19 protein-coding genes and 1 tRNA gene are annotated in these 24970 nt (G+C 71.4%); 15 read left to right on the top strand and 5 right to left on the bottom strand.

Annotated features, from left to right (window positions below; genetic code table 11):
- From ACX80K_RS06160 to ACX80K_RS06145, 4 genes are all read left to right on the top strand, one after another.
- On the top strand, nt 1–948 hold the full coding sequence (locus tag ACX80K_RS06160) for a metallophosphoesterase (RefSeq protein ID WP_459270990.1): 948 nt from the start codon (nt 1–3) through the stop codon (nt 946–948).
- A 106-nt stretch (nt 949–1054) separates the two neighbouring features.
- Nucleotides 1055–2887 carry an ABC transporter ATP-binding protein gene (locus ACX80K_RS06155; RefSeq protein WP_459270989.1) on the top strand — a complete coding sequence of 611 codons (1833 nt, stop codon included), beginning with the start codon at nt 1055–1057 and terminating at the stop codon, nt 2885–2887.
- Nucleotides 2884–4734: an ABC transporter ATP-binding protein gene (locus tag ACX80K_RS06150; RefSeq protein ID WP_459270988.1), complete on the top strand. Its 1851-nt coding sequence runs from the start codon at nt 2884–2886 to the stop codon at nt 4732–4734. The genes ACX80K_RS06155 and ACX80K_RS06150 overlap by 4 nt, the downstream gene beginning before the upstream one ends.
- A 99-nt stretch (nt 4735–4833) precedes the next feature.
- Nucleotides 4834–4910 (top strand) — tRNA-Pro (locus tag ACX80K_RS06145).
- A 54-nt stretch (nt 4911–4964) separates the two neighbouring features.
- On the opposite strand, the gene ACX80K_RS06140 is transcribed toward ACX80K_RS06145, so the two are convergent.
- The 3 genes from ACX80K_RS06140 to purD form a co-directional block, all read right to left on the bottom strand.
- Nucleotides 4965–5972 (bottom strand): SMP-30/gluconolactonase/LRE family protein, encoded by a 1008-nt coding sequence (locus ACX80K_RS06140; protein ID WP_459270987.1) that lies wholly within the window; start codon nt 5970–5972, stop codon nt 4965–4967.
- A gap of 370 nt (nt 5973–6342) precedes the next feature.
- A complete protein-coding gene (locus ACX80K_RS06135; protein WP_459270986.1) occupies nt 6343–7242 on the bottom strand; it encodes a phosphoribosylaminoimidazolesuccinocarboxamide synthase in 900 nt (299 codons plus the stop codon).
- Nucleotides 7239–8531 carry a phosphoribosylamine--glycine ligase gene (gene purD, locus ACX80K_RS06130; protein ID WP_459270985.1) on the bottom strand — a complete coding sequence of 431 codons (1293 nt, stop codon included), beginning with the start codon at nt 8529–8531 and terminating at the stop codon, nt 7239–7241. Before purD ends, ACX80K_RS06135 begins: the two co-directional genes overlap by 4 nt.
- 115 nt (nt 8532–8646) lie before the next feature.
- Here purD and ACX80K_RS06125 point away from each other — a divergent pair, with 115 nt between their 5' ends.
- The 9 genes from ACX80K_RS06125 to purM all read left to right on the top strand — a co-directional run bounded on the left by ACX80K_RS06125 (nt 8647) and on the right by purM (nt 18063).
- The gene (locus ACX80K_RS06125) at nt 8647–10323 is read left to right on the top strand and encodes a molybdopterin-dependent oxidoreductase (RefSeq protein ID WP_459270984.1); all 1677 of its coding nucleotides are present in this window, start codon (nt 8647–8649) and stop codon (nt 10321–10323) included.
- A gap of 142 nt (nt 10324–10465) precedes the next feature.
- Entirely contained in the window at nt 10466–11470 is a 1005-nt protein-coding gene (locus ACX80K_RS06120) for an asparaginase (RefSeq protein WP_459270983.1), read from the top strand.
- Nucleotides 11471–11483: 13 nt separating this feature from the next.
- Complete coding sequence (locus tag ACX80K_RS06115; RefSeq protein WP_459270982.1) at nt 11484–11849, top strand: sterol carrier family protein; 366 nt, start codon at nt 11484–11486, stop codon at nt 11847–11849.
- Complete coding sequence (locus ACX80K_RS06110) at nt 11846–13450, top strand: DUF2079 domain-containing protein (protein WP_459270981.1); 1605 nt, start codon at nt 11846–11848, stop codon at nt 13448–13450. The genes ACX80K_RS06115 and ACX80K_RS06110 overlap by 4 nt, the downstream gene beginning before the upstream one ends.
- Before the next feature lie 19 nt (nt 13451–13469).
- Nucleotides 13470–13886, top strand: a complete 417-nt coding sequence (locus tag ACX80K_RS06105) for a hypothetical protein (RefSeq protein WP_459270980.1) — start codon at nt 13470–13472, stop codon at nt 13884–13886.
- 107 nt (nt 13887–13993) lie between these two features.
- The gene (locus ACX80K_RS06100; protein ID WP_459270979.1) at nt 13994–14167 is read left to right on the top strand and encodes a DUF1059 domain-containing protein; all 174 of its coding nucleotides are present in this window, start codon (nt 13994–13996) and stop codon (nt 14165–14167) included.
- Between the two features lie 10 nt (nt 14168–14177).
- Entirely contained in the window at nt 14178–15314 is a 1137-nt protein-coding gene (locus ACX80K_RS06095; RefSeq protein WP_459270978.1) for an EAL domain-containing protein, read from the top strand.
- 68 nt (nt 15315–15382) lie between these two features.
- On the top strand, nt 15383–16942 hold the full coding sequence (gene purF / locus ACX80K_RS06090; RefSeq protein ID WP_459270977.1) for an amidophosphoribosyltransferase: 1560 nt from the start codon (nt 15383–15385) through the stop codon (nt 16940–16942).
- Nucleotides 16939–18063, top strand: coding sequence for a phosphoribosylformylglycinamidine cyclo-ligase (purM, locus tag ACX80K_RS06085; protein WP_459270976.1), 1125 nt, complete (start codon nt 16939–16941; stop codon nt 18061–18063). Before purF ends, purM begins: the two co-directional genes overlap by 4 nt.
- Before the next feature lie 165 nt (nt 18064–18228).
- Here the strand turns inward: purM and ACX80K_RS06080 are convergent, their stop codons facing one another.
- Both ACX80K_RS06080 and ACX80K_RS06075 read right to left on the bottom strand, forming a co-directional pair.
- Entirely contained in the window at nt 18229–21267 is a 3039-nt protein-coding gene (locus ACX80K_RS06080) for an endo-1,4-beta-xylanase (RefSeq protein ID WP_459270975.1), read from the bottom strand.
- A gap of 31 nt (nt 21268–21298) precedes the next feature.
- Nucleotides 21299–22444 carry an endo-1,4-beta-xylanase gene (locus ACX80K_RS06075; RefSeq protein ID WP_459270974.1) on the bottom strand — a complete coding sequence of 382 codons (1146 nt, stop codon included), beginning with the start codon at nt 22442–22444 and terminating at the stop codon, nt 21299–21301.
- A gap of 178 nt (nt 22445–22622) precedes the next feature.
- On the opposite strand from ACX80K_RS06075, the gene ACX80K_RS06070 reads away from it, so the two are divergent.
- Nucleotides 22623–23660 carry a LacI family DNA-binding transcriptional regulator gene (locus ACX80K_RS06070; RefSeq protein WP_459270973.1) on the top strand — a complete coding sequence of 346 codons (1038 nt, stop codon included), beginning with the start codon at nt 22623–22625 and terminating at the stop codon, nt 23658–23660.
- Between the two features lie 116 nt (nt 23661–23776).
- Nucleotides 23777–24967: a xylose isomerase gene (gene xylA, locus ACX80K_RS06065; RefSeq protein WP_459270972.1), complete on the top strand. Its 1191-nt coding sequence runs from the start codon at nt 23777–23779 to the stop codon at nt 24965–24967.
- Nucleotides 24968–24970 lie beyond the last annotated feature (3 nt).

Below are 24970 nucleotides of genomic sequence, written 5' to 3'. Positions count from 1 at the left end.
GTGAGATCGACTTCCACACCCCGGAGCGGGACACCGCTCGGCTGGGCGGCAGGGCTCACCCTGACGGCCGCAGCCGCAACCCTCGCCTATGCTTCGGCCGTCGAGCGCACGCTGTACGAGGTGCGGGAGGAGACCCTCCCCATCCTCCCGCCGGGATCCTCGCCCCTGCGGGTGCTGCACCTCTCCGACATCCACATGGTGCCCGGGCAGAAGTCGAAGGCGGACTGGCTCCATCGCCTTGCCGGCCTCGATCCCGACCTCGTGGTCAACACGGGCGACAACCTGAGCCACCGCAAGGCCATCGGGCCCCTGCTCGAGGCGCTGGAACCGCTCCTCAAGGTCCCCGGCGTCTTCGTCCCCGGGTCCAACGACTACTACGCCCCGGTCATCAAGAACCCGCTGCGGTACTTCGCCGGCCCGTCGATCGCACCGAAGGAGTCGGCTCCCCAGGACCTGCCCTGGGCCGACATGTTCAGCGCCTTCGGCGCTGCCGGCTGGGTCGACCTGACCAACAGGTCGCAGTCCATCGGGTTCCGCGGACTGCGCATTGACTTCACGGGCGTCGACGACCCGCACCTCGGCCGCGACCGGTACGTGCCCTACCCCGCGGGCAGCAGCACCTCCGCGGACGCCCCGCACCTCCGGATCGCCGTCGCGCACGCCCCCTACCAGCGCGTGCTGGACTACTTCACGGACGGCGGGGCGGATCTCATCCTCGCCGGCCACACGCACGGCGGTCAGGTGTGCATCCCGGGCTACGGCGCCCTGGTCAGCAACTGCGACCTGCCCACGTGGCGTGCCCGTGGACTGACGCAGTGGGACGCCGACGGCCGCTCGGTCCCGCTCAACGTCTCGGCCGGCATCGGGACCTCGCGGTTCGCCCCCGTGCGCTTCGCCTGCCGGCCGGAGGCCGTCCTCCTGACGCTCACCCCCCGGAGTCCCCGCTAGCGCCGCTGCCTCTTCGGGTCCCCGCGACGTGACCGGCGGCACAGCCCTCCTGGCCTAGGATGGTTGCTGAGGGACACCAATAACCATCGATCACCGAAGAGATGGCATGAAGAACCAGAACACGCTGCGGGAATCGCTCGGACGGCTCTACCCGCATGTCCGGCCCATCCTCCCGCGGCTCGTCCTCGGCCTGCTGTGCGCGCTGGGCGCGAGCGTCATGGCCCTCGCCATCCCCCAGGTGCTGCGGGTGCTCATCAACGACGCACTCGCCGAGGGCGGCTCGGCCCGCACGGTCTGGATCGCGTCCGGCATCGTCCTGCTCCTCGGCGTCCTCGAGGCCGCCTTCGTCGCGCTGCGCCGCCAGTTCGTCATCACGCCGGCGACGACGGTGGAGACGAACATGCGCACCTCCTTCTACCGCCACCTGCAGAACCTGACGGTCGAGTTCCACGACCGGTGGGGCAGCGGCCAGCTCCTGTCGCGTGCCATGAGCGATCTGAACCTGATGCGACGCTGGATGGCCTTCGGCCTCATCATGCTGGTCGTGACGTCGCTGACCGTCGTGATGGGCGTGATCGTCATGTTCCTGATGAGCTGGGTCCTGGCCCTGATCTTCGTCGCCGCCGCCGTACCCCTGATGATCTACGGGTACCGTTTCCGCACCTCCTACAGCCGGGTGTCCCGGAAGAGCCAGGACCAGGCCGGGGACCTCGCCACCACGGTCGAGGAGTCGGTCCACGGGATCCGCGTGCTCAAGGCCTTCGGGCGGAGCCGCGAGGCGCTGGAGGACTTCGAGGAGCAGGCCGAGGAACTCCGCCGGACGGAGATCTTCAAGGCGAAGTCCCTCGCGCACTTCTCGATGATCGTGACGCTCCTGCCGGAACTCGCGCTCGGCGCCTCCCTCGTGGTCGGCGTCACGCTGGCGGCGGGCGGGGACGTCAGCATCGGCGCGCTCGTGGCCTTCTTCGCCACGGCTGCCGCGGTCGCGGGGCCCGTGGAGTTCATCGGCCCGCTCCTCGCCATGACGTTCACGGCGAAGACGGCCATCGACCGGCACTACGACGTGATGGAGTCCGAGAACACCATCACCGATCCCCCCTCGCCCGTCCGCCTCGAGGCGCCCGTCGGCGCCGTGGTGTTCGACGCCGTGCACTTCCGCTACCCCGACGCTCACGCGGACACCGGCGACGTCCTGGACGGGATCGACCTGACCCTGCGGGCCGGCGAGACCATGGCGCTCGTCGGCGTGACCGGGTGCGGCAAGAGCACCCTCCTCCAACTGGTCCCGCGCCTCTACGACGTCTCGGGCGGGAGCATCAGCATCGACGGCGTGGACCTGCGCGAGCTCACGCTCCGTGACCTGCGCACGCTCGTCGCGGTCGCCTTCGAGGACACCACGCTGTTCTCCAGCTCCGTCCGTGACAACGTGCTCATGGGTTCCGACGCAACCGGCGCGGAGGCCGAGCGCATCCTCGCCGAGGCCCTCGAGGTGGCGCAGGCCCAATTCGCCTACGGTCTGCCCGAGGGGCTGGACACGCTCATCGGCGAGGAGGGGCTCAGCCTGTCCGGCGGCCAGCGCCAGCGCATCGCCCTCGCACGCGCGATCGCCGCACAGCCGACGGTCCTGGTCCTCGACGACCCGCTGTCCGCGCTCGACGTCGCCACCGAGGAACGCGTCGAGCAGGGGCTCCGGGCCGTGCTCGGTGCCACGACGACACTCATCGTCGCGCACCGGCCCTCCACGGTCGCCCTGGCGGACCGCGTGGCACTCCTGCAGGACGGGCGGATCGCCGACGTGGGCACGCACTCCGAGCTGCTCGCCCGCAACGACCACTACCGGTACGTCATCGCCAGCCTCGACGACGAGGAGATCGCGCAGCTCGGACGCACCGGCCAGCCCCTGCAACCGGCACACGACGACGAGGAGGCGCTGGCATGAGCCGCACCCCGCGCACGCCCGGGGGCACGGGCCCGCAGGGGGCCACCTCCGCCGGCGTGCTCAACGAGGACGACGTCCTCCTCGACCGGGCCCAGAGCAGGTCCGTCCGGTCGCGGTCCTTCAAGCTCCTCGGCTCCCTGATCCGACCGAACCGCCGGCAGTTCGTCTGGACCGTCCTGCTGGTCGTCATCTCGCAGGCAGCGCGGGTCGCCGGTCCGGCCATCATCGCGTTCGGCATCGACCGCGCCCTGCCCGCCCTGAGGGAGGGCGACCCGCTCCTGCTGTGGACCGCCGGCGGCACCTACCTCCTGGCGGCGGTGCTCGCCTCGGTCCTGACCGCCGGCTACGTCCGCGCGACGGCCCAGCTCAGCCAGGCGATGCTGCTCGATCTCCGGCTGCGGGTCTTCCGCCACACGCAGCGGCTGAGCCTCGAGTTCCACGAGAAGTACACCTCGGGGCGCATCATCTCCCGTCAGACCTCGGACCTCGAGGCGCTCCGCGAACTGCTCGACTCGGGGGTCAGCTCCCTCGCCTCGGGTGCCATCTTCATGTTGTTCACGGCGGTCACCATCTTCGCCCTGGACTGGCGGACCGGCTTCCTCATCCTCGCCGCCGCGGTGCCCATGTTCCTCCTCGCCCGCTGGTACCAGAAGCACTCGCAGATCGCGTACCGCGAGTCCCGGGTGGTGTCGGCGAAGCTGATCGTGCACTTCATCGAGACGATGACCGGCATCCGCGCCGTGAAGGCCTTCCGCCGGGAGCAGGTCAACGCGGAACGGTACGACGAGCTGGCCGAGGACTACCGCACGGTCACCGTCCGGTCCATCAACCTCAACGGCGTCTTCCAGCCCGGACTCGTCCTCATCGGCAACGTGACGGTCGCCGTCGTGCTGGTGTTCGGCGGGTTCAGGGTCCTCGGCGGCACGCTGGAGGTCGGCGCGCTCCTCGCGCTGCTCCTCTACAGCAAGCGCTTCTTCCAGCCGGTCGACCAGATGGCCATGTTCTACAACTCGTTCCAGTCCGCCGCGGCGGCGCTGGAGAAGGTCTCCGGGCTGCTGGAGGAGGTACCCACCGTCCGGCCGCCGAAGCACCCGGTGTCGCTGCCGCACCCGCGCGGAGACGTCGAGTTCTCCGGCGTGAGCTTCCGCTACGGGGACGGTCCCGTGGTGCTGCCGACCATGGACCTGTCGATCCGTGCCGGGCAGACCGTCGCGCTCGTCGGGCAGACGGGCGCCGGCAAGTCTACCCTGGCCAAGCTGATCGCCCGCTTCTACGACGTGTCCGAGGGCCGGCTGACGCTCGACGGCGTGGACCTCCGCGACCTCGCACCGAAGGACCTGCGGCGCGCCGTCGTCATGGTGACGCAGGAGGCGTTCCTGTTCAGCGGATCCGTGGCGGACAACATCGCCCTCGGCAAGCCCGAGGCGAGCCGGGAGGAGATCGTCGCGGCGGCGCGGGCCGTCGGCGCGGAACGGTTCATCCTCGAGCTCCCGGAGGGTTTCGACACGGACGTCAACAAGCGGGGTGGCCGCGTGTCCGCGGGGCAGCGACAGCTCATCAGCTTCGCCCGGGCGTTCCTCGCCGACCCTGCGGTCCTGATCCTCGACGAGGCGACGTCGTCGCTCGACATCCCGAGCGAGCGGCTCGTGCAGGAGGGCCTGCAGAAGCTCCTCGGCAACCGCACGGCGCTCATCATCGCTCACCGGCTGTCCACGGTGGCGATCGCCGACCGCGTCCTCGTGGTGCACGACGGCCGGGTCGTGGAGGACGGGACGCCCGCGGAACTGATCGGCGGGACGGGCCGGTTCGCGACGCTGCACGCGGCATGGAAGGACTCGCTGGTCTGAGCCGTCCGGCGCCGTCGGGCCCGGTTTTCCTCGCCGCTGATCCTCCGCTATCCTTGGACAGTTGCGGTTCGGGTGGTTCGGCCTCCCGGGGAGCGACATCGGGGTGTGGCGCAGCTTGGTAGCGCGCGTCGTTCGGGACGACGAGGTCGCAGGTTCAAATCCTGTCACCCCGACCAGCACCAGAGGCCCGCCGGCACCAGCCGGCGGGCCTCTGGCATGTCCGGCCCCGCTCAGCGGGCGGAGACCGTCACCACCTCGTAGCCGTCCGGATCCACCGCGCCGAACTTCGCGTTGGCGAGCGCCAGCGTGTTGCCGAACAGCGCCACCGTGGTGGGGACGTCGAACAGCGGGCTCGTGATGACGTCCTCGACCTCCCCGCCGGACAGGTCCCTCGACAGGTTGATCCGGCTCACCTGGTTGCTGCGGTTCTGGACCGCGTAGACGGTGTCCCCCTTGGCCAGGATGCCGTCGACGTTCGGCAGTGCCCCCGTGTCGATGACCGCGCTCCCGCCCGTCTCCGGGTCGACGGTGTAGAGGGCCTGGTTGGCGGAGTGCGCGACGATCAGGGTCCTGCCGCGGTCGACGGACGTGATGCCGTTGAGGTTGAAGCCAGGCGTCACCGCTGCGGCGGGCCCTGAGAGGGCGATCGTCCGCGGCTCACCGAGCTGCCGGTCGTCCGCGGGGACGAAGTACAGCGCCGCGCTCCGCGAATCGGTGAAGTAGGCGCCGTCCCGCGTGAGCGTGACGTCGTTGATGAACGCGTCGCCCGTGGCGAGCTGGAACACCGCCACGTCGTCCCCCGTGCGGGTGTCGTACACGTAGGCCTGGCCGGTGGCTCCGCCCGCGACGAACAGCAGGTCGTTCCGCGCATCGGCCTTGAGGCCCACGGCGGCCCTGCCCTCGGGTGCGTCGATGAACAGCTCGGCCGTCCCGTCGCGGACGTCGCCGCGGAAGATGTCCCCGCGGCCGAGGTCCCCCGCGTAGAACGTGGACCCCCTGCCCTTGGCGATGCCCTCGGCGGAGGACGCCCCGGGGAGCGGGATGCTCGTGTCCTGCCGGTGGGAGGCCACCGATACCTGGACGGTCGACGCCTGGACGGTCGACGTCGGCGGGGCGGCCACGGCCCCCGCCGCGGGCAGCAGGAGGGCGGTCGCGGCGACGGCGACGGCGGCCCGGGCGGCGCGCCGGGTGGCCGCTGGGCGGTGCGGGGTGTGCTGGGTGTACTGGGTGCTGTTCACTGTGCTCCTCGAGGGGTTCGGCGCCGGTCGTGGCCCTGAGGATCCGCACGGCGCTGTGTCGAATAAACCTGTGTCGAATAAAGCTGTGGTGCAGATAGCTGTGTCGCAGGAAGCTGCAGACCTGCGCCGATTCGGGCCAGGCCCGCATCGGTGGTGCTCGGGCCGGCCGCGGAGGCCGGGGCGCCGACGGGGCTGCAGCCCGGACCGGAGACACAACGATCCGCCGCCGGGCATTGTCCCCGCGTTTCGGCGCGTCCCCGGGCCGTCCTCCAGCCGTCGTCGAGCCGTCGTCGAGCCGTCGTCATGCATCGGGACGGCCGTACACCGGTTCACCCGGTCACCCGGTGCACCCCGCACCCGGCGTCGGGACTCAGGCGAAGGTGCGGCCCGTCAGGCGCTCGTACGCCTCGATGTAGCGGGCGCGGGTCCGCTCGACGACGTCGTCGGGCAGCGCGGGCGGCTCCGAGTCGCGGTCCCAGCCGGAGGCGTCGGAGGTCAGCCAGTCACGGACGAACTGCTTGTCGAACGACGGCTGCGCCTGCCCGGGCGCGTAGAGCGCGGCGTCCCAGAAACGCGAGGAGTCGGGAGTGAGGACCTCATCGCCGAGCGTGATCCGCCCCGTGGCGGGGTCGAGGCCGAACTCCACCTTGGTGTCCGCGAGGAGGATCCCGCGCTGCCGGGCGATGGCCTCGGCACGCGTGTAGATGTCGAGCGTGAGGGCACGGAGCTGGGCTGCGGCGTCGTCGCCCACCGTCACGACGACGGCGTCGTAGGTGATGTTCTCGTCGTGCTCGCCCACCTCGGCCTTGGCCGACGGTGTGAAGAGCGGAGGCTCCAGGCGGGATCCGTCGACGAGCCCCTCGGGCAGCGGCAGCGAGCAGACAGTGCGCGATGCCCGGTATTCGAGCAGTCCGCTGCCGGTCAGGTAGCCGCGGGCGATGCACTCGATCGGGTACATGATGAGCTTCCGGCAGATCATGGCCCGGCCCTCGACCGCGGCGGGCACCCCGCCGGCCGCGTCGGCGGCGAGTACGTGGTGCGGGATGCCGGAGAGGCGCTCGAACCACCAGAGGCTGAGCTGGGTCAGCACGCGCCCCTTGTCGGGGATCTCCGTGGTGAGCACGTGGTCGTAGGCGCTGATGCGGTCGCTCGCGACGACGAGCACGACGTCGTCGCGTCCGTCCTCCGGCTCGTACAGGTCGCGGACCTTGCCGGAGTAGACGTGCCGCCAGCCCGGCAGCTCGGGGTGCGGGGGCGCGAACCCGCTCATGCCGGAGCACCCGCGGGGCCGCTGACCGCGACCTCGGCGCGTGAGGCCCGGAGCGCGATGTCCGTGCGGGACTGCCCGCCCTCCAGTTCGATCAGGGAGAGGCCCTCGTAGGCGGTGGCCCGTGCGTCCTCGAGGGAGTCCCCGAGCCCGACGACGGCGAGGACCCGCCCGCCCGCGCTGACCACCTTGCCGTCCCGCAGCACCGTGCCCGCGTGCAGCACCTGGACGCCGTCGACCCTCGCGGCCTTCTTCAGGCCGCGGACGCGCCGGCCCGTCACGGGGGTGTCGGGGTAGTTCTCGGACGCGAGCACCACGGCGACCGCCGCCTGCGGCGACCACATGAGCGGGTCGATCTGGTCGAGGGAGCCCTTCGCTGCCGCCAGCAGCACCCCGCCGAGCGGCGTCGTGAGGCGGGCCAGGACGGCCTGCGTCTCGGGATCACCGAAGCGTGCGTTGAACTCGATGACGCGCATGCCGCGCGACGTGAGGGCGAGGCCCACGTAGAGGACCCCCGCGAAGGGGGTGCCCCGGTGCGCCATCTCGTCGATGACGGGCTGCGCCACGCGCGTGAGGACCTCCTCGACGAGGGTCGCCGGCACCCATTCGAGCGGTGAGTAGGCGCCCATGCCACCGGTGTTCGGCCCCTGGTCGCCGTCGGAGATGCGCTTGAAGTCCTGCGCGGGTGCGAGCGGCACCACGGTGCGTCCGTCCGACAGGACGAACAGCGAGACCTCGGGGCCGTCGAGGTACTCCTCGATGATCACCGTGCCGCCGGCCCGGAAGCATGCCGAGGCGTGGGCGCGGGCGGTGTCGAGGTCGTCGGTCACCACGACGCCCTTCCCGGCGGCGAGACCGTCGTCCTTCACGACGTAGGGGGCGCCGAAGGTGCAGAGCGCCTCGTCGGCCTCCTCGTCCGTCGCGGCGACACGGGCCATCGCGGTGGGCACTCCGGCGGAGGCCATGACCTGCTTCGCGAAGGCCTTCGACGCCTCGAGCTGCGCGGCGGCCCTCGTCGGCCCGAAGACGGGGATGCCGGCGTCGAGCAGCGCGTCGGCGACCCCGGCGGCGAGGGGAGCCTCGGGACCGATGACCACGAGGTCGGAGCCCAGCCTGCGTGCGAGGTCGGTGACGACGGCGGGATCGTTCGCGTCGACGTCGTGGGTGGGGACGTCCTCGGCGATCCCGGCATTGCCGGGAGCCGCATGGACCTCCCGCACGAACGGGTCGGCCAGCAGGGCCCGGACGAGGGCATGTTCGCGGCCGCCGGGGCCCAGCACAAGAACCTTCACAGTAGGACAGCGTACTGGAGGGGGCACGGCCCACCCAGCGTCCGGCGCCCCGATGATGGCCTGTTACGGAGACCCCCGTACCCATACCCCCTCGACCCCTCTCCGAATACTTTCCATGAGCAACCTCCCCGAGCGCCGCCGCGGTACCTCCCTCCTGGCCGCCCTGGCCGGAATCCTCGCCGCGGGCGTGGTGCTCGGGATCGCCGAGCTCGCCGGCGCCTTCTTCCGCGCGAGTGCTACGCCGGTCGTCGCGATGGGTTCCACCTTCATCGACTTCACCCCGCCGTGGATGAAGGACTTCGCGATCGCGACGTTCGGCACCGACGACAAGCTGGCCCTGCTGGTCGGCATGGGCGTGACGATCACCCTCCTGGCCGCAGTCCTCGGCATCGTGGCCTTCCGCAGGTGGGCGCTGGGCGTGGCCGGGGTCCTGCTCATGGGCGCCATCATCCTGACCTGCGTCCTGACGCGCGCCGGGTCCTCCCTGCCCGACGCCGTCCCGACCGTCCTCGGCACCGCGGCGGGCCTGCTCGCCCTCCGGTGGCTCGTCGCACGGCTGCACCGTGCGGCAGCACCCGCGGCCACTTCCACCCTCGCAGCACCCGACACCTCCCGGAGCGGACGCCTCGATGCTTCCGAGGGCGGGCGCACCGCCGTGATCACGGAGCCCCGCGCGGACGACGCCGTCGCCTCGCCCGCAGGAGCCGCCGCCGTGCGGGGCTCCACCTCGCGCCGCGGATTCTTCGCCGCCGCCGGCGTCACGGCCGTCGTCGCCGCGGCGGCCGCAGGCGGCGGACGCCTACTCGCGGGTGCACGCACCAACATCGCCGCGGTCCGGGACAGCCTGCAGTTCCCCGCGCCGGCCAGCCCGGCGCCCGCCCTCCCGGCCGGCGTGCAGTCCCCCGTCGCGGGCGTGACGCCCTTCGTCACGCCGAACGGCGACTTCTACCGGATCGACACCGCGCTGAGCGTCCCGCAGCTCACCACCGAGGACTGGGTGCTGCGCGTGCACGGCATGGTCGAGGAGGAGTTCGAGCTCTCGTTCCAGGACCTCCTCGACGCCGAGCTGATCGAACGGCACATCACTCTCACCTGCGTGTCCAACCCCGTGGGCGGATACCTCGCCGGCAATGCGAAGTGGCTCGGCTACCCGCTGCGGGAGGTCCTCGCCCGGGCGAAGCCCCTCGACGGCGCGGACATGGTCCTGTCCACGAGCTCCGACGGCTTCAGCGCCTCCACGCCGCTGCCCGTCCTCCAGGACGACCGCGACGCGATCCTCGCCATCGCCATGAACGGCGAGCCGCTGCCGGTGGAACACGGGTTCCCCGTCCGCATGGTGGTGCCCGGCCTGTTCGGCTACGTCTCCGCGACCAAGTGGGTGGTCGACCTCGAGGTGACGCGCTTCGCGGACAGGACCGCGTACTGGACGGACCGCGGCTGGTCCGAGAAGGGACCCATCAAGACCATGGCACGTGTCGAGGTCCCGGAGTCCTTCGCGTCGGTCGACGCCGGCCAGGTCATGATCGGTGGCGTCGCGTGGTCGCAGCAGCGGGGCATCGGGAAGGTCGAGGTCTCCGTCGACGGCGGGGACTGGGAGGACGTGACGCTCGCGGCCGAGGCGTCCGTGGACACGTGGCGCCAGTGGTCCCACGAACTGACCCTCGGGTCCGGGCTCCATTCCGTCCGTGCGCGGGCGACGGACCGCGTCGACGGCCTCCAGACCGAGGAGCGCGCCGAGACCGTCCCGGACGGCGCCTCGGGCTGGCAGACGGTCCAGTTCACCGTGAAGTGACACCGGCCCCACGAACCAGGAGCGGCAACGCCCACCAGGTCTGCGCCCACCGGATGACCCGTTCCCTCCGGTGGGCTCAGTTGCGCCGGGCGCACCCCGCCCGGCACGACGAGGAGGGAATCGAGTAGGGAATACTGGACCCATGCCCTCCACCTTCACTACGGCCGACGCCGTGGACTTCGCGGTCCTCGAACGCAACGGCTTCATCGAGTCCCGCCACGTGGGTGCCGCCGTCGTCCTCGCCGCCGACGGCTCCGTCGTGACCGGGCTCGGGGACATCACGACCCCGATCTTCCCCCGCTCCACGCTCAAGCCGTTCCAGGCACTCGCGAGCATGAAGGCCGGCGTGCCGCTGCGCGGCCCCCAGGTCGCGCTGGCGACGGCGAGCCACGTGGGCAGCACCGAGCACATGGACGTGGTGCGCACCATGCTCGACGCCGCCGGCGTGACCGAGGAACACCTCCAGTGCCCCGAGGACTGGCCGCAGGACGAGGAGGCCCGCAACGACCTCGTCCGGAGCGGGAAGGGCAGGCAGCGCATCGCGTTCAACTGCTCGGGCAAGCACGCCGCCTTCCTGTGGGCCTGCACCGAGAACGGCTGGGACACCGCGACCTACCTCGAGCCCACCCACCCGCTCCAGCAGTCGGTGGCCTCGGTCATCGAGGAGTACACGGAGGAGACCGTGGCTGCGTGGGGCGTGGACGGGTGCGGCGCCCCCGTGGCCGCCGTCTCGCTGACGGGCCTCGCGCGCGGCATCGGCAAGATCGCCAAGGCGCCCTCCGACAAGCATGCCGACGCGCGTGCCGCGACGATCGCCACCGCGATGCTCGACTACCCCTGGGCCGTGCACGGCAACGGCATGGAGAACTCCGTGGTCATGGAGGACCTCGGCGTCCTCGCCAAGAGCGGGGCCGAAGGCGTCCTCGTCCTGGCCGCGCCGACCGGGGCCACCCTGGCCCTGAAGGTACTGGACGGCAACGCGCGGGCAGCGACCCTCGTGGGGCTGACCCTCCTCGCTGCCTCCGGCGCGATCGACGCCGAGAAGGTGGGAGAGGTCCTCGGGAAGGTCGTGCGGCCGGTCCTCGGCGGCGGCCGCCCGGTGGGCAGCCTGCGGCTCGCCGCCCCCGTCATGGCACTGCTCGACTAGGGCCGGCAGCACCGTGGCACGCCGACGCATCACTCCCGAGGACGGCCACCGGGCACTGGCGCAGGTGGCCGCCGGCTCGGCGCGGCGGACGGAACTCGCGACCGCCGTGCGGTTCACCCTCGAGGAGCTCGCCGAGCTCGCGCCCGGCAACAGCGTGGAGGTCCGCGTGCCGCCCTTCGGGGTGACGCAGTGCGTCGAGGGCCCACGCCACACCCGCGGCACGCCCCCGAACGTCGTCGAGACGGACGCCACCACCTGGCTCGCCCTCGTCACGGGCGGCACGGACTGGCCTCGTGCGCTCGCAGCCGGGAAGGTCGCGGCGTCGGGCCAGCGGGCCGACCTCAGCGCTTGGCTCCCCCTCTTCCGGCGCCCCGCGTGAGCACCGACCGGTCCGTGGATCCGGCTCCCGCGACGGGATCGACGGCGACGGGATCGACGGCGTCGCCCCCGGTCGGACAGTCGCGCGGCGAGCGGCACGGCCGGCGGCCCGGCCGATCGCCCGGTTCGCGGCCCGGTTCGCGGGAGGGTTCGACGGCCCGGGCGCGCGGTGCGGGGGGCGCGGGACCCCTGGACGGTCCGCTCCCGCTCCGCACCCGCACCGCCGCGGCGGTCCGCCGCCAGCCTCCCGGGGCCTGGCTGACGGGCCTCGCGGCAGCCGCCCTCTACACCGTCTTCTCCGTCACCCAGTGGAACCAGCTCGCGTCGCCGTCCTGGGATCTCGGGATCTTCACGCAGCTCGCGAAGGCCTACGCCGGACTCGGTGCGCCGATCGTGCCCATCAAGGGCGAGGGCTTCAACCTCCTCGGCGACCACTTCCACCCGCTGCTCGTCCTCCTCGCGCCCGCCTACGCGCTCGCGCCGTCGGGGCTCACCCTCCTGATCGTGCAGGACCTCCTCTTCGGACTCTCGGTGGCCGTGGTCGCCAGGGCGGGGATGCGGCTCCTCGGGCCGGTTCCGGGCATGGCCGTCGGGACCGCCTACGCCCTGTCCTGGGGCCTCCAGTCCGCGGTCGCCGCGCAGTTCCACGAGATCGCCTTCGCGGTACCCCTGCTCGCGCTGAGCCTCGAGGCCGTCCTGCAGCGACGCGTGCTGCCGGCCGTCGTATGGGGCGGGCTGCTGGTCTTCGTCAAGGAGGACCTGGGGCTGACGGTCATCGCGCTGGGGCTGGTCCTCGCCTGGCGGCTCCGCACCGCCGCCGGGCTGTGGCTGGCCGCCTGGGGTGCGCTGTGGTTGGTCGTCTCCGTCCGCGTGATCCTGCCCGCCCTCAACGCGGCCGGCCGGTACGACTACTCGGACCGGATCGACGTCGGCGGGATGGCCGCGGATCCGGCGGGCGCCGTCGTCGGCCTCGTCTCCGGTGCCGCGAAGTACGAGACGCTGCTGCTGCTGCTGCTCGCCGGCGGTCTCCTGTTCCTGCGGTCCCCGCTGGGCCTCGTGCTGGCGCCCACCCTCCTGTGGCGGTTCGCCTCGAGCGAGGAATGGTACTGGGGGCACGAGTGGCACTACAGTGCGGTCCTCATGCCCGTGCTGTTCCTCGCGCTCGTGGACGGCGTCCACCTCCTCCGGACGAGTCCCCGGGCCTGGGTCCGCACCGCGGCCCTCGTGGGCGTCCCCGCCGCCGTCGCGGCCTGCCTCGTCCTGCTGCCGGTCCAGAAGCTCGCCGTCCTCGCCGAACCGGAGACCTATCGGCCGTCGGAGCGCTGGGACGCCGCCCACCGCATGATGGACCTCATCCCCGCCGGATCGACGGTGGAGAGCGGGGTGGTGCTGATGGCCTACCTCACCCCCGACGCGCGCGTGTACTGGCTCGGCAACACCAACCCGGCCCCGGACTACCTGATCGTCGACGCCGACGACTGGAGCTGGGGCGCTGTCCGACCGGGCGACGCCGAGGCTCACGCCGAACAGCGCTATCCCGGCACCGACTACACGCTCGTCTTCCGCGAGGCGGGTTACCAGCTCGTCGAGCTGGCACGCTGACGCCCGGTAGCCTTAAACCATGACCTCCGACCAGCCCCTGCCGCACAGCACACCCGAGCAGCCCGATCCGCGCGGCGACGGTCCGGTGCCGGCCGAGGGGCCCGCGGACCGGGACAGCGACCGGGACGCGACCGTCCGCGGCGAGGCTCCCGCCGGACCCGCCTACCGCGAGGTGACCATCCGGAGGGCGCCGAAGTTCGTGCCCTTCATGCTGCTCGGCGCGTTCGTCGGGTTCACGGCGGCGCTCGTCGTCGCCTACACCGGCCCGGACGACCCCACGCTCACCCGCGAATCGATCCTCGGCTTCTTCACGGTGGCGTTCGCCCTGCCCGGGCTGCTCCTCGCGGCCCTGCTGGTGCTCGTCGTCGACCGGCGCAGCATTCGGCGCGCCGAGCGCGCCCGTGCGGAGCGCACGTACGACGACGACGCGGCCTGACGCCTCTCCCCGCCGGAGGATCTTCCCGGCCGAACCACTAACGGCCGCTCCCCCGGGGCCGATAGTGGGGACGGGGTCCATTGTCGTACCGGGAGAAGGAGACGTTCATGAAGGCTTTCGCATGCGGAGACGTGGTCCCGGGGTGCGACGCCCGCTGGGTGTGCAGCACGGACGACGAGATCCTCGCCGGCGTCGGTGCACATGCCCTGTCCGTCCACGGGCTGACGGAACTCCCGCCAGACCTCGTCCGCGCGGTGCGCGGCAGCATCGTTTCGGTCTGACCCCGCCTCCGTGACGGTGCTGCGCCAGGACCAGGGTGCGCACGAGGCCGCCGAACTCGCCCGCGCCTGCTCGGGCGAGGGGCTGACCTCCGTCTACCAGCCGATCATCGACACCGTGCGCGGCACGGTGGTGGGCTACGAGGCGCTCACGCGCTTCCCGGGGTATCCGGAGAAGGACCCCGAGGTGTGGTTCGCCCGCGCGCACCGGTCGGGGAGTGCCGCGGCATTCGAGGCGGCCGCGCTGCGGAGCGCCTTCGCCCATCGCGGCAGCCTGCCCGCCAACTGCTTCCTCACCGTCAACGTGTCGCCCCGGCTGCTGCCGTCAGCCGCCGTGCGGGGCGTATGGGCAGAACAGGGGCACCTGGGCGGCGTCGTCGTCGAACTCACCGAGCAGACCCCCATCGACTCGTACCTCGAGCTGGAACCGCACCTCGAGTCCCTGCGCGCCGCCGGGGCGCTCATCGCCGTCGACGACGCCGGTTCCGGATACGCGGGGCTGCAGCACCTGCTCGCGCTGCGCCCCTCCATGATCAAGCTGGACCGCGAACTCGTGCGCGACATCGACGTCGACGAGGCGAAGCGGGCACTGATCGAGATGCTCGGGCTGTTCGCGGGCAGGGTCGATGCCTGGATCCTCGCGGAGGGTGTCGAGAGGGTCGAGGAGCTCGACGCCCTGGCCGCGCTGGGCGTCCCGCTCGTCCAGGGCTACCTCCTCGGCCGCCCGGCCCCGCCTTGGCCGGCACTGGACGTCGACCTCGCCCTGCGCCTCTCGTCCCGGTCCCGCACCGCTCCCGCCTCCACGGTGCGCGGCGTCGTGGAACGGGTCGCGACCGCGGCGTCGCCCGGCTCTGCCGCCGCCCTCTTCGCGGCGAACCCGTTCCTCACCGACGTCGTGCTGCTCGACGGACGGAGGCCCGTCGCGATCCTGACCGAGGAGGCGGCCGGCCTGGGCATCGTCACCCCCGGGATGGTGGTCAACGTGGACACTCCCGTCGACGAGGCCCTCACGCGGTCCATCACCCGGGAGCGTGCCACCCGCTTCGCACCGCTCCTCGTGACCGACAACGCGGGCCGCTTCGTGGGCATCGCCCGCATGGAGCGGCTCATCGGACGGATGGCGGGCGGGCTTCCTACACCCTCCGGCTGACGGAGGGCGGCGGACCGTCGTCGCACATCCGCGCCGGTGGCCACCGCCCAGCGTGAGAGAATGGCCGCATGGTGCGCGGCGACGGACAACTCTCCCACGATCTTCTCCCCGGCGAAAAAGGACCACAGGACGCCTGCGGCGTCTTCGGTGTCTGGGCTCCCGGCGAGGAGGTGGCAAAACTCGCCTACTACGGCCTCTACGCGCTGCAGCACCGCGGCCAGGAATCGGCGGGCATCGCGACGAGCGACGGCCACCGGATCAACGTCTACAAGGACATGGGCCTCGTGTCCCAGGTCTTCGACGAGTCCACGCTCAACACGCTGACCGGCCACATCGCCGTCGGCCACTGCCGGTACTCGACCACCGGCTCCTCGCACTGGGCCAACGCGCAGCCCACCCTCGGCGCCACCGCCGCGGGCACCGTGGCCCTGGCCCACAACGGCAACCTCACCAACTCGGCCGAGCTCTACCAGATGGTCCTCACCCGCGGCGGCAAGCCCCGCGCCGGCGAGATGGCGCAGGGCAACACCACGGACACGGCCCTCGTCACCGCGCTCCTCGGCGGCGACGACGACCGCTCGCTCGAGCAGACGGCCCTCGAGCTGCTGCCGAGCATCCGCGGGGCCTTCTGCTTCGTCTTCATGGACGAAGGAACGCTGTACGCGGCGCGGGATGCCCACGGTGTCCGCCCGTTGGTCCTCGGCCGCCTCGAGCGCGGCTGGGTCGTCGCCTCCGAGCAGGCGGCCCTCGCCACCGTGGGCGCGAGCTACATCCGCGAGATCGAGCCCGGCGAATTCATCGCCATCGACGAGGACGGCGTGCGCAGCAGCCGCTTCGCCTCACCGACCGCCGCCGGGTGCGTCTTCGAATACGTCTACCTGGCCCGGCCCGACGCCGCGATCGCGGGGCGCTCGGTGTACGAGGCACGCGTGGAGATGGGTCGGCAGCTGGCCCGCGAGAACTCGGCGGCAGCGGACATCGTGATCCCCGTCCCCGAATCGGGCACCCCCGCCGCCGTCGGCTTCGCCGAGGAGTCCGGGATCCCCTTCGCCCACGGCTTCGTGAAGAACGCGTACGTGGGCCGCACCTTCATCCAGCCCAGCCAGACGCTGCGCCAGCTCGGCATCCGGCTCAAGCTCAACGCCCTCGAGTCCGTCATCCGCGGCAAGCGCATCATCGTGGTCGACGATTCGATCGTGCGCGGCAACACGCAGCGGGCCGTCGTGCGGATGCTGCGCGAGGCGGGGGCCGCCGAGGTCCACGTGAAGATCTCCTCGCCGCCCGTCCGCTGGCCCTGCTTCTACGGCATCGACTTCGCGTCCCGCGCCGAGCTGATCGCCAACGGAGCCGCGATCGACGAGATCAGCACGTCGATCGGCGCCGACAGCCTCGCGTACATCTCCGAGGACGGCATGATCGACGCCACCCAGCAGCCCCGCGAGCGCCTGTGCACGGCGTGCTTCACCGGGACCTACCCGATCGCCCTGCCCGAGGACGACCGGCTGGGCAAGAACCTGCTCGAACGGCTGGACCCCGCCGACAAGGTCGGGGCCACGGGGTGCGATCCCGGCCCCGACGCCGAGTTCGAGGCCGTATTGACCGACGAGGACAAGAAAGAGCGGGTATGAGCCTGGATCAGCTGCGCAATCCCATCACGTACGCCAGCGCAGGAGTGGACGTCGAGGCGGGTGACCGCGCCGTCGAGCTCATGAAGGACGCCGTGCGGGCCACGCACGGCGAGCAGGTCATCGGCGGGGTGGGCGGTTTCGCGGGACTCTTCGACGTGTCCCGCCTCCTCACCTACACGAGGCCGCTCCTCGCGACGTCGACCGACGGTGTCGGCACCAAGGTGGCGATCGCGCAGGCCATGGACATCCACGACACCATCGGCTTCGACCTCGTGGGGATGGTGGTCGACGACATCGTGGTGGTCGGCGCGGAGCCGCTGTTCATGACCGACTACATCGCGTGCGGGAAGGTGGTCCCCGAACGCATCGCGGACATCGTCCGCGGTATCGCGGCCGGGTGCTCGGTGGCGGGCACGGCCCTGGTGGGCGGGGAGACCGCGGAGCACCCGGGCCTGCTCGGCGAGCACGAGTACGACGTCGCGGGCGCCGCGACGGGCGTGGTCGAGGCGGACCGCGTGCTCGGCCCGGAACGCGTCCGCGAGGGCGACGTCGTGATCGCGATGGCGTCCTCGGGCCTCCATTCCAACGGGTACTCGCTGGTGCGCCGTGTCATCAACCAGGCGGGCTGGGCGCTCGACCGGCAGGTGTCGGAGCTCGGCCGGACCCTCGGCGAGGAACTCCTCGAGCCCACGCGCGTCTACGCCGCCGACTGCCTCGCGCTCGCCCGCACCGACGCCGCGCAGGTGCACGGCTTCAGCCACGTCACCGGCGGCGGCCTCGCAGCGAACCTCGCCCGCGTGCTGCCCCGTGGACTCGAGGCGACGGTGGACCGCTCCACCTGGGAGCTCCCGCCGGTCTTCACGCTCGTCTCGCAGCTCGGCAACGTACCGCTGCCCGACCTCGAGCGGACGCTGAACCTCGGCGTGGGCATGGTTGCGATCGTCGGCGCGTCCGCGGCGGACGCCGCCCTCGCCCAGCTAAACGCCGCCGGTGTGCCGTCCTGGGTCATGGGCGGCGTGCAGTCCGCGAGCGGCGGCAGCACCGACGGTCCGGACTACGTGCAGGGCGCCAAGGGCGTCGACGGCGGATCCGTCCGGCTGGTCGGCACCTACGCCTCCTGACCTACGCCTCCTGACCTGTGCCACCCGGCCCGCCGGGCCGCCGGACCCCGTGGGCATTCCCGGCGCCGACCGGGCAGGAGTGACGGCTCCGACCCAGGCACGATCCCGGTACGACGAAGCCCCTGCCCTCCGAGGAGGACAGGGGCTTTGTCGTGCCGGCACCGGTCAGGGTTTTCCGGGCTGCTTGCGGGTGACGACGACGTCGAACGAGCTGGTGCGGGTATTGCCCGCCTCGTCCGTGGCGGTGCAGGTGACCGTCGTGACACCGAGGACGAAGCGCGAGCCCGACACCGGGTCGCAGGCCGGCGGTACGACGCCGTCGAGGGTGTCGATGGCGGACGGCAGGGTGTACTCCACCTTCGCGCCGCTCGCACCGTTGGAGACCGCCTGGACGTCCGACCGGTCGGCGATCCTCGGCGCCAGCACGTCGGCCGGCCGCGCAGGCAGCCTGGCCGGGTCGACGATCCCCCAGTACGCCGGGGTGACCTGCAGCTCGTCGTCGAAGGGCAGCGGCTGCTCCCACGGCCGGGCCATCGGCCACGTCCGCAGCCAGGTGCGGGCGTTGCTGATGCCCCAGAACGTCACCGAGTCGACGGACTCGTTGTGCTCCCGCAGCATCGCGAACAGGTCCCGGTAGTAGTAGCCCACCTCGGCCGCCGCGTCCTCGTCGTTCTCGAAGGCAGGGCTGTAGGGGTCGGCCGGGGCGCCGCTGACATCGGCTCCCTGGTTCTCCGTGGAGGCGTTCACGTCGAGTTCCGTGATGGCCTGCAGCAGCTCGGGGTTCAGGCGCTCCACCGCGACGACGGAGTCCTCGAGCCACTGGACCGGCCGGGCGACGTCCACATGGGCCTGGTGTCCCACGCCGTCGATCGGCACGTTCCGTGCCTCGAGCGCGCCGATCAGCGAGAGGTAGTCGGCCCGCTTCTCCGGCATCTCCGTGTTGTAGTCGTTGATGAACAGCGCCGCATCGGGGAAGTAGCGGTCCGCCAGCCGGAAGGCCTCGTCCACGAAACCCTCGCCGAGCACCTGGAACCACCGGCTGTCCCGCATGTCGTGCGGATTGGCGGTGTCTCCGTCGGCGATGACCTCGTTGACCACGTCCCACGCCCAGATCGGGCTGTTCCCGTCCGGGTAGCGGGCATCGATGTGGTCGGCGATGCCCTTGATGTGGGCTTCCATGCGGGCCTTGAGCAGTGCCTGGTCCGCGGGGCTGTCCGTCAGGTCGCGCGCCCCGTCCTTGAAGAACCATGCCGGGGTCTGCGAGTGCCACGCGAGGACGTGCCCGTACACCTCGATGCCGTTGGCGTCGGCGAAGTCGAGCAGCTGGTCCAGCTGGGCGAAGGAGAACCGGCCCTCGACCGGCTGCACGCTCTCGGGTTTGCCAGCGTTCTCGGGGGTGAAGGCGTCGTAGTGCCTGCGGACGAGGTCCGCCGCCGTACCCACGGTCTCGCGGGTGTCGATGGCGACGCCGACGTGCTCGATCCCGTCCGCGCCGAGGACGTCCTTGAGCCCGGGCACGTCGGTCTGGATGGGCTTTTCGCCGAACGGGGCGAGGCCGAAGTCGTCGAGGAGGAAGTCGACGCCCACGGGGCCCTCGACGTAGATCTGGACCTTGTCCGCCGCCGCACCGAGGGTGTAGGTGCCCCTCAGCTGCGTCCAGCCGTCGGCGGTGACGGACGCCGCAGCACCGGCCACGCCCTCGTACGCACTGGCGCCGCCGTTGTCGCGCTGCACGGACACCTTGAGGGAGGCGGGTGACTGGCCCGGAGCGAGCTTCGCCCAGACGGACACCTCCATCGCCGAGCCGACGGGGAGTCCGGCGGTGACGTCGAGGGCCGCGCCGTGCCAGGGCTGGGTGCGGCCCGTGACGAGCAGGCTGCCGGTGCCGGTCCGGGCGTCACTGCCGGCGCCGACCTGCACGCCGTCGCCCCGGGCCGTCCAGCCGTCCGTGCCGGACTCGAAGCCGCTCGAGATCCCCGGTGTCCCGCCGGTGGCTCCGCCGCTCGGGAGCGTGAAGGTCCAGCCTCCGGCCAGCTTCTCGGTCACGACCGTCGTCACGGCCTTGACCGTGTTGGACCGGTCGCCGCCGCCGTCGTGCGCGAGAACCACCGCGCCGGGCGTGAACGCCCTGCGCAGGTTGTCCGTGAGGGTGGCCTCGCTGAGATCGTTGCCGTCCCAGTCGGAGATGACGTTCCCGAGGCCCAGCGGCTGCATGCCGAGTGCTGCCGCGACCTCGCCGATGGCGCCCCAGCTGCCGTTCGGCGCCCGGAAGTAGGGCACCTGCAGGGCGGGATCGCCCGCGGCCGCACGGATGATGCGGAGATTCTCCTTCAGGTCGGCCTCGACCTGCGCCCGCGTCCACGAGCCCATGTCCGCGAAGGACGTGCCGTGGTTGCACAGCGTGTGCCCCTCGGCGACGATGCGCCGCAGGAGGTCCGCGCCGCCGTCGGCCTGCACGTTCTGCCCGATGATGCAGAACGTCGCCGTGATGCCCCTGTCCCGCAGGACGTCGAGGACCGCGGCGGTCTCGCCCGGGTTGGGGCCGTCGTCGAAGGTGAGGGCGACGACGTCCCCGGTGCCGCGGGCCGCGGCGAGGGGCGTGGTGGTGGGGTTCGTGGCCCCGCCGGGGACGAAGGCCGGATCCGGCGTGGGCTGCCATGCTCCACCGTCGCCGGGACCGGCCGTGCCGGTGATCACGACGTCGTCCACGAGATAGTCGTAGGGCGCACCGAGGTCTCCTGTCCCGAGGTAGGCGCGCAGTGTGGCCGGGTCGGCGCCGGCTGGGGCGCTGAACGTCCCGCTCACCGTGGTCCACGCGTCGGCCGACACCTGAGTGTTGCCGACCCAGCTGTAGGCGGGTTCGACGACGAAGCGCGCCGACGTCGTCGTCCCCGCGGGGGCGGAGAGCTTCACCTGCGCGGAGAAGGAGTAAATACCGCCGGCCTGCAGGAGGTCCGCCGGCGTCTTGACGCCGTCGTAGTCGTTGGTCCTGCCCTGGACCAGCAGGGCCTTGTCGCCGTCGGCGTCGACGACCGACAGTGCGGCTCCGCCGTTCCGGACGAGCGGCCCGAAAGCGCCGTCCTCGAAATCCTCGCTGAGGAGCACGGCCGGCTCCTCGGCGTTCGCCGCGGGCAGCGCCAGGGCGCCCGCCCCGGCGACCAGGCCGAAGGCCGTGGCTCCGGCGATCAGACAACGTCGTCTCATGGTTCTTCCTGTTCTGTCGTCGATCATCGGATCAGCGGTTCCCGCGCCCGGGGGACGCCTGCTCGAGGGTGTCCTGCAGCGCGTAGTAGGCGGGCTTGCGGGCGAAGTCGTCCTCCATGACCGTCGCCTCCCCCTCGCCCGTGAAGAACACCGGCACCCACGAGTACTTGTCGGTGAAGCCCCAGATGGTGAAGGAGTTGCACTCGTCCACCGAGACGCAGGCCTCGAGGGCCCGCTGGTAGTAGCCCGCCTGCTTCGCGAGCTGGGCGTCGGTCGGTGACGTCCCCGCGGCGACGTCCATGCGCACGTCGATCTCGGTGATCGCCGTCTCGAGGCCGAGATCGTCGAAGCGCTGCAGGTTGGCCTGCAGATCGCCCGGGAACCCGTAGCGGGTGCTGAGGTGACCCTGGATGGCGAAGCCGTCCACCGGCACCCCCTCGGCCTGCAGGCGCGGGATCAGGTCGAGGTAGGCATTGCTCTTGGCGTTGATGCCCTCGACCCCGTAGTCGTTGAAGAACAGCTTGGCCTTCGGGTCCGCCTCGTGCGCCCAGCGGAACGCATCGGCGATGATGTCGGGGCCGAGTTCCCGGATCCAGATGTTGTCCGTGGTGCGGAGGGTGCCGTTGTCGTTGAAGATCTCGTTGGCGACGTCCCACTGCTGGATCTTCCCTGCGTAGCGGCCCACGACGGTCTGGATGTGGTCCTTGAGGATGGCGCGCAGCTCGTCCCGGGTGAAGTCGCCCTCCTCGAGCCAGGCGGGGTTCTGGCTGTGCCAGAACAGGGTGTGCCCGCGGACCACCTGCCTGTTCTGCTGGGCGAAGGCCACGATCGCGTCCATCTCCGCGAACCGGTAGGTGCCCTGCTCCGGGTGGACGAACTCCCACTTCAGCTGGTTCTCGGGCGAGACGGAGCTGAACTCGGCCGCGAGGCGCTCCCGGTACTCCTGGTCGAAGGTGAACGGGTCGGGGTAGGGCTGCGTCTCGTGGTGGCCGCCGCCGGCGACGGCCGTGCCGATCTCTAGGTCCTGCGGTGCCACCCAGCGGAGGGTGTCCTTCCTGTCGTTTGCCTTCTCGATGCCCGGGGTACGGGCAGGCTGCACCGCCTGGGCGGGGACGGCCACGGGCAGGAGGACGGCCGACGCGAGGACTGCGGCGGCGAGAGATGAACGGACCTGCATGAGCTCTCCTTTGAGGTACCTGAGGTGCGGTGACCGATACTTCGATCGGACGTTTTCCGGAAGTTTCCGGAAACACCGTTGCTGTAGGTTAGGAACATCACACCCGGGAGGTCAAGGGTGGATTCGATTTCGCTCCGGGGGTGCAGGTCTGCAGCGTCGGTGGGCCGAGGAGGACGACGTGCAGGACCATGCGCAGGACAACGCCCGCCCGGCGGTGACGATCTCCGCCATCGCCGCCGCGGCCGGCGTGTCCGTCCCGACGGTCTCCCGCGTCCTCAACGGCAGGTCGGACGTCGCCCCGGCGACGCGCGAGCGGGTCGAAGCGCTGCTGCGCGAGTACGGCTATCGGCGCCGCGGGGCGGCGGCCCCCGCGCCGTCGGGACTGGTGGACCTCGTGTTCAACGACCTCGACAGCCCCTGGGCGGTCGAGATCATCCGCGGGGTCGAGGAGGCGCTCAACGGCGAGGGCCTGTCGGTGGTCGTGTCCGCCATCCACCGCCGCGGCGGCACCGACTCGACACGCAAGTGGCTGGACACGCTGGCCGACAGGGCGAGCGACGGCGCCATCCTCGTCACCACCGATCTCGACTCCTTCCTGCACGCGGAACTGCAGCGCCTCCACCTGCCCGTGATCGTCATCGACCCCGCGGGCGTCCCGGACCTCGAGGTGCCCACCATCGGTGCCACGAACTGGACGGGTGCCGTGACGGCGACCGAGCACCTCGTCCAGCAGAACCACCGGCGCATCGGCTTCGTCGCCGGACGGCCGGGCATCTGGTGCAGCCGGGCCCGTCTCGACGGCTACCGGGCAGGACTCGACGCCGCCGGTCTCGCCTTCGACCCCGCACTCGTGATCACCGGCGATTTCGACTACGCCTCGGGCTTCGCCGCCGGCGTGGAACTGCTCGCCCGGGAGGACCGCCCGAGCGCGATCTTCGCGGCGAGCGACCAGATGGCCCTCGGCGTGTACGAGGCGGCACGCCAGCAGGGCCTCCGCATCCCCGACGACCTCAGCGTGATCGGCTTCGACGACCTTCCCGAGGCGTCCTGGGCCTCCCCGCCCCTGACCACGGTCCGCCAGCCCCTGTCCGAGATGGGGATGCTCGCCGCCCGGACGCTCGTGCGGCTGATGCGCGGCGAGCCGGTCGAGAGTCCGCGCATCGAGCTCTCGACGAAGCTCATCCGCCGCGCGAGTGTGCGCGCCCTCCGCTCCTGACCGGACTCGCACCCTCGGGCCGGGAGCGCAAGCAGCCGTCACCCCTTGACTCTGTGCCTAAACCTAATATGTTTGTAACGGCAACATATTAGTCACACACACCCCTGGAGCACTCAATGACGATCGAGCCCACCCGCGACGACAAATTCTCCTTCGGACTCTGGACGGTCGGCTGGGAAGCCCAGGACCAGTTCGGCTCCGCGACCCGCGCGCCCCTCGACGTGGTCGAAGCGGTCAACCGCCTCAGCGATCTCGGTGCCTACGGCCTGACCTTCCACGACAACGACCTCTTCCCCTTCGGCTGCAGTGCCGGCGAGCGCCAGGCGCAGATCGACAGGCTGAAGGGCGCCCTCGACTCGACCGGCCTGATCGTGCCGATGGTCACGACCAACCTCTTCAGCCACCCCGTCTTCAAGGACGGCGGCTTCACGAGCAACGACCGCGGCGTGCGTCGTTTCGCGATCCGCAAGGTGCTCGACAACATCGATCTCGCGGCCGAGCTCGGCGCGCAGACATTCGTCATGTGGGGTGGGCGCGAAGGCAGCGAGTACGACGCCGCCAAGGACATCCGCGGCGCCCTCGAGCGGTACCGCGAGGCCGTCAACCTGCTCGGCGACTACGTCACCGACAAGGGCTACGACATCCGCTTCGCGATCGAACCGAAGCCCAACGAACCGCGCGGCGACATCCTCCTGCCCACACTGGGGCACGCGATGGCCTTCATCGAGACCCTCGAGCGCCCGGAACTGGTCGGCATCAACCCGGAGACCGGGCACGAGCAGATGGCCGGACTGAACTTCACCCACGGCATCGCGCAGGCCCTCTACCAGGGCAAGCTGTTCCACATCGACCTCAACGGCCAGCGCAGCATCAAGTTCGACCAGGACCTCGTGTTCGGCCACGGCGACCTGCAGAACGCCTTCTCCCTCGTCGACCTCCTGGAGAACGGCGGTCCCGCGGGTGGCCCGTCCTACGACGGCCCCCGCCACTTCGACTACAAGCCGAGCCGCACGGAGGACATGGACGGCGTGTGGGATTCCGCATCCGCCAACATGCAGACCTACCTCCTCCTCAAGGAGCGTGCCGCAGCCTTCCGTGCGGACCCCGAGGTGCAGGCGGCCCTGGCCGCGTCGCGCGTCTCCGAGATCAACGAGCCCACGCTCGGCGACGGCGAGGGCTACGAGGCCCTGCGTGCCGACCGCTCCTCCTACGAGGACTTCGACGCCGACGCGTACTTCAACGGCAAGGGCTTCGGGTTCGTGAAGCTGCAGCAGCTCTTCATCGAGCACCTGCTCGGGGCCCGCTGACCC

It is taken from the genome of Arthrobacter sorbitolis, from assembly GCF_054510995.1.
This window is presented reverse-complemented; position numbering and strand designations above follow the sequence as displayed.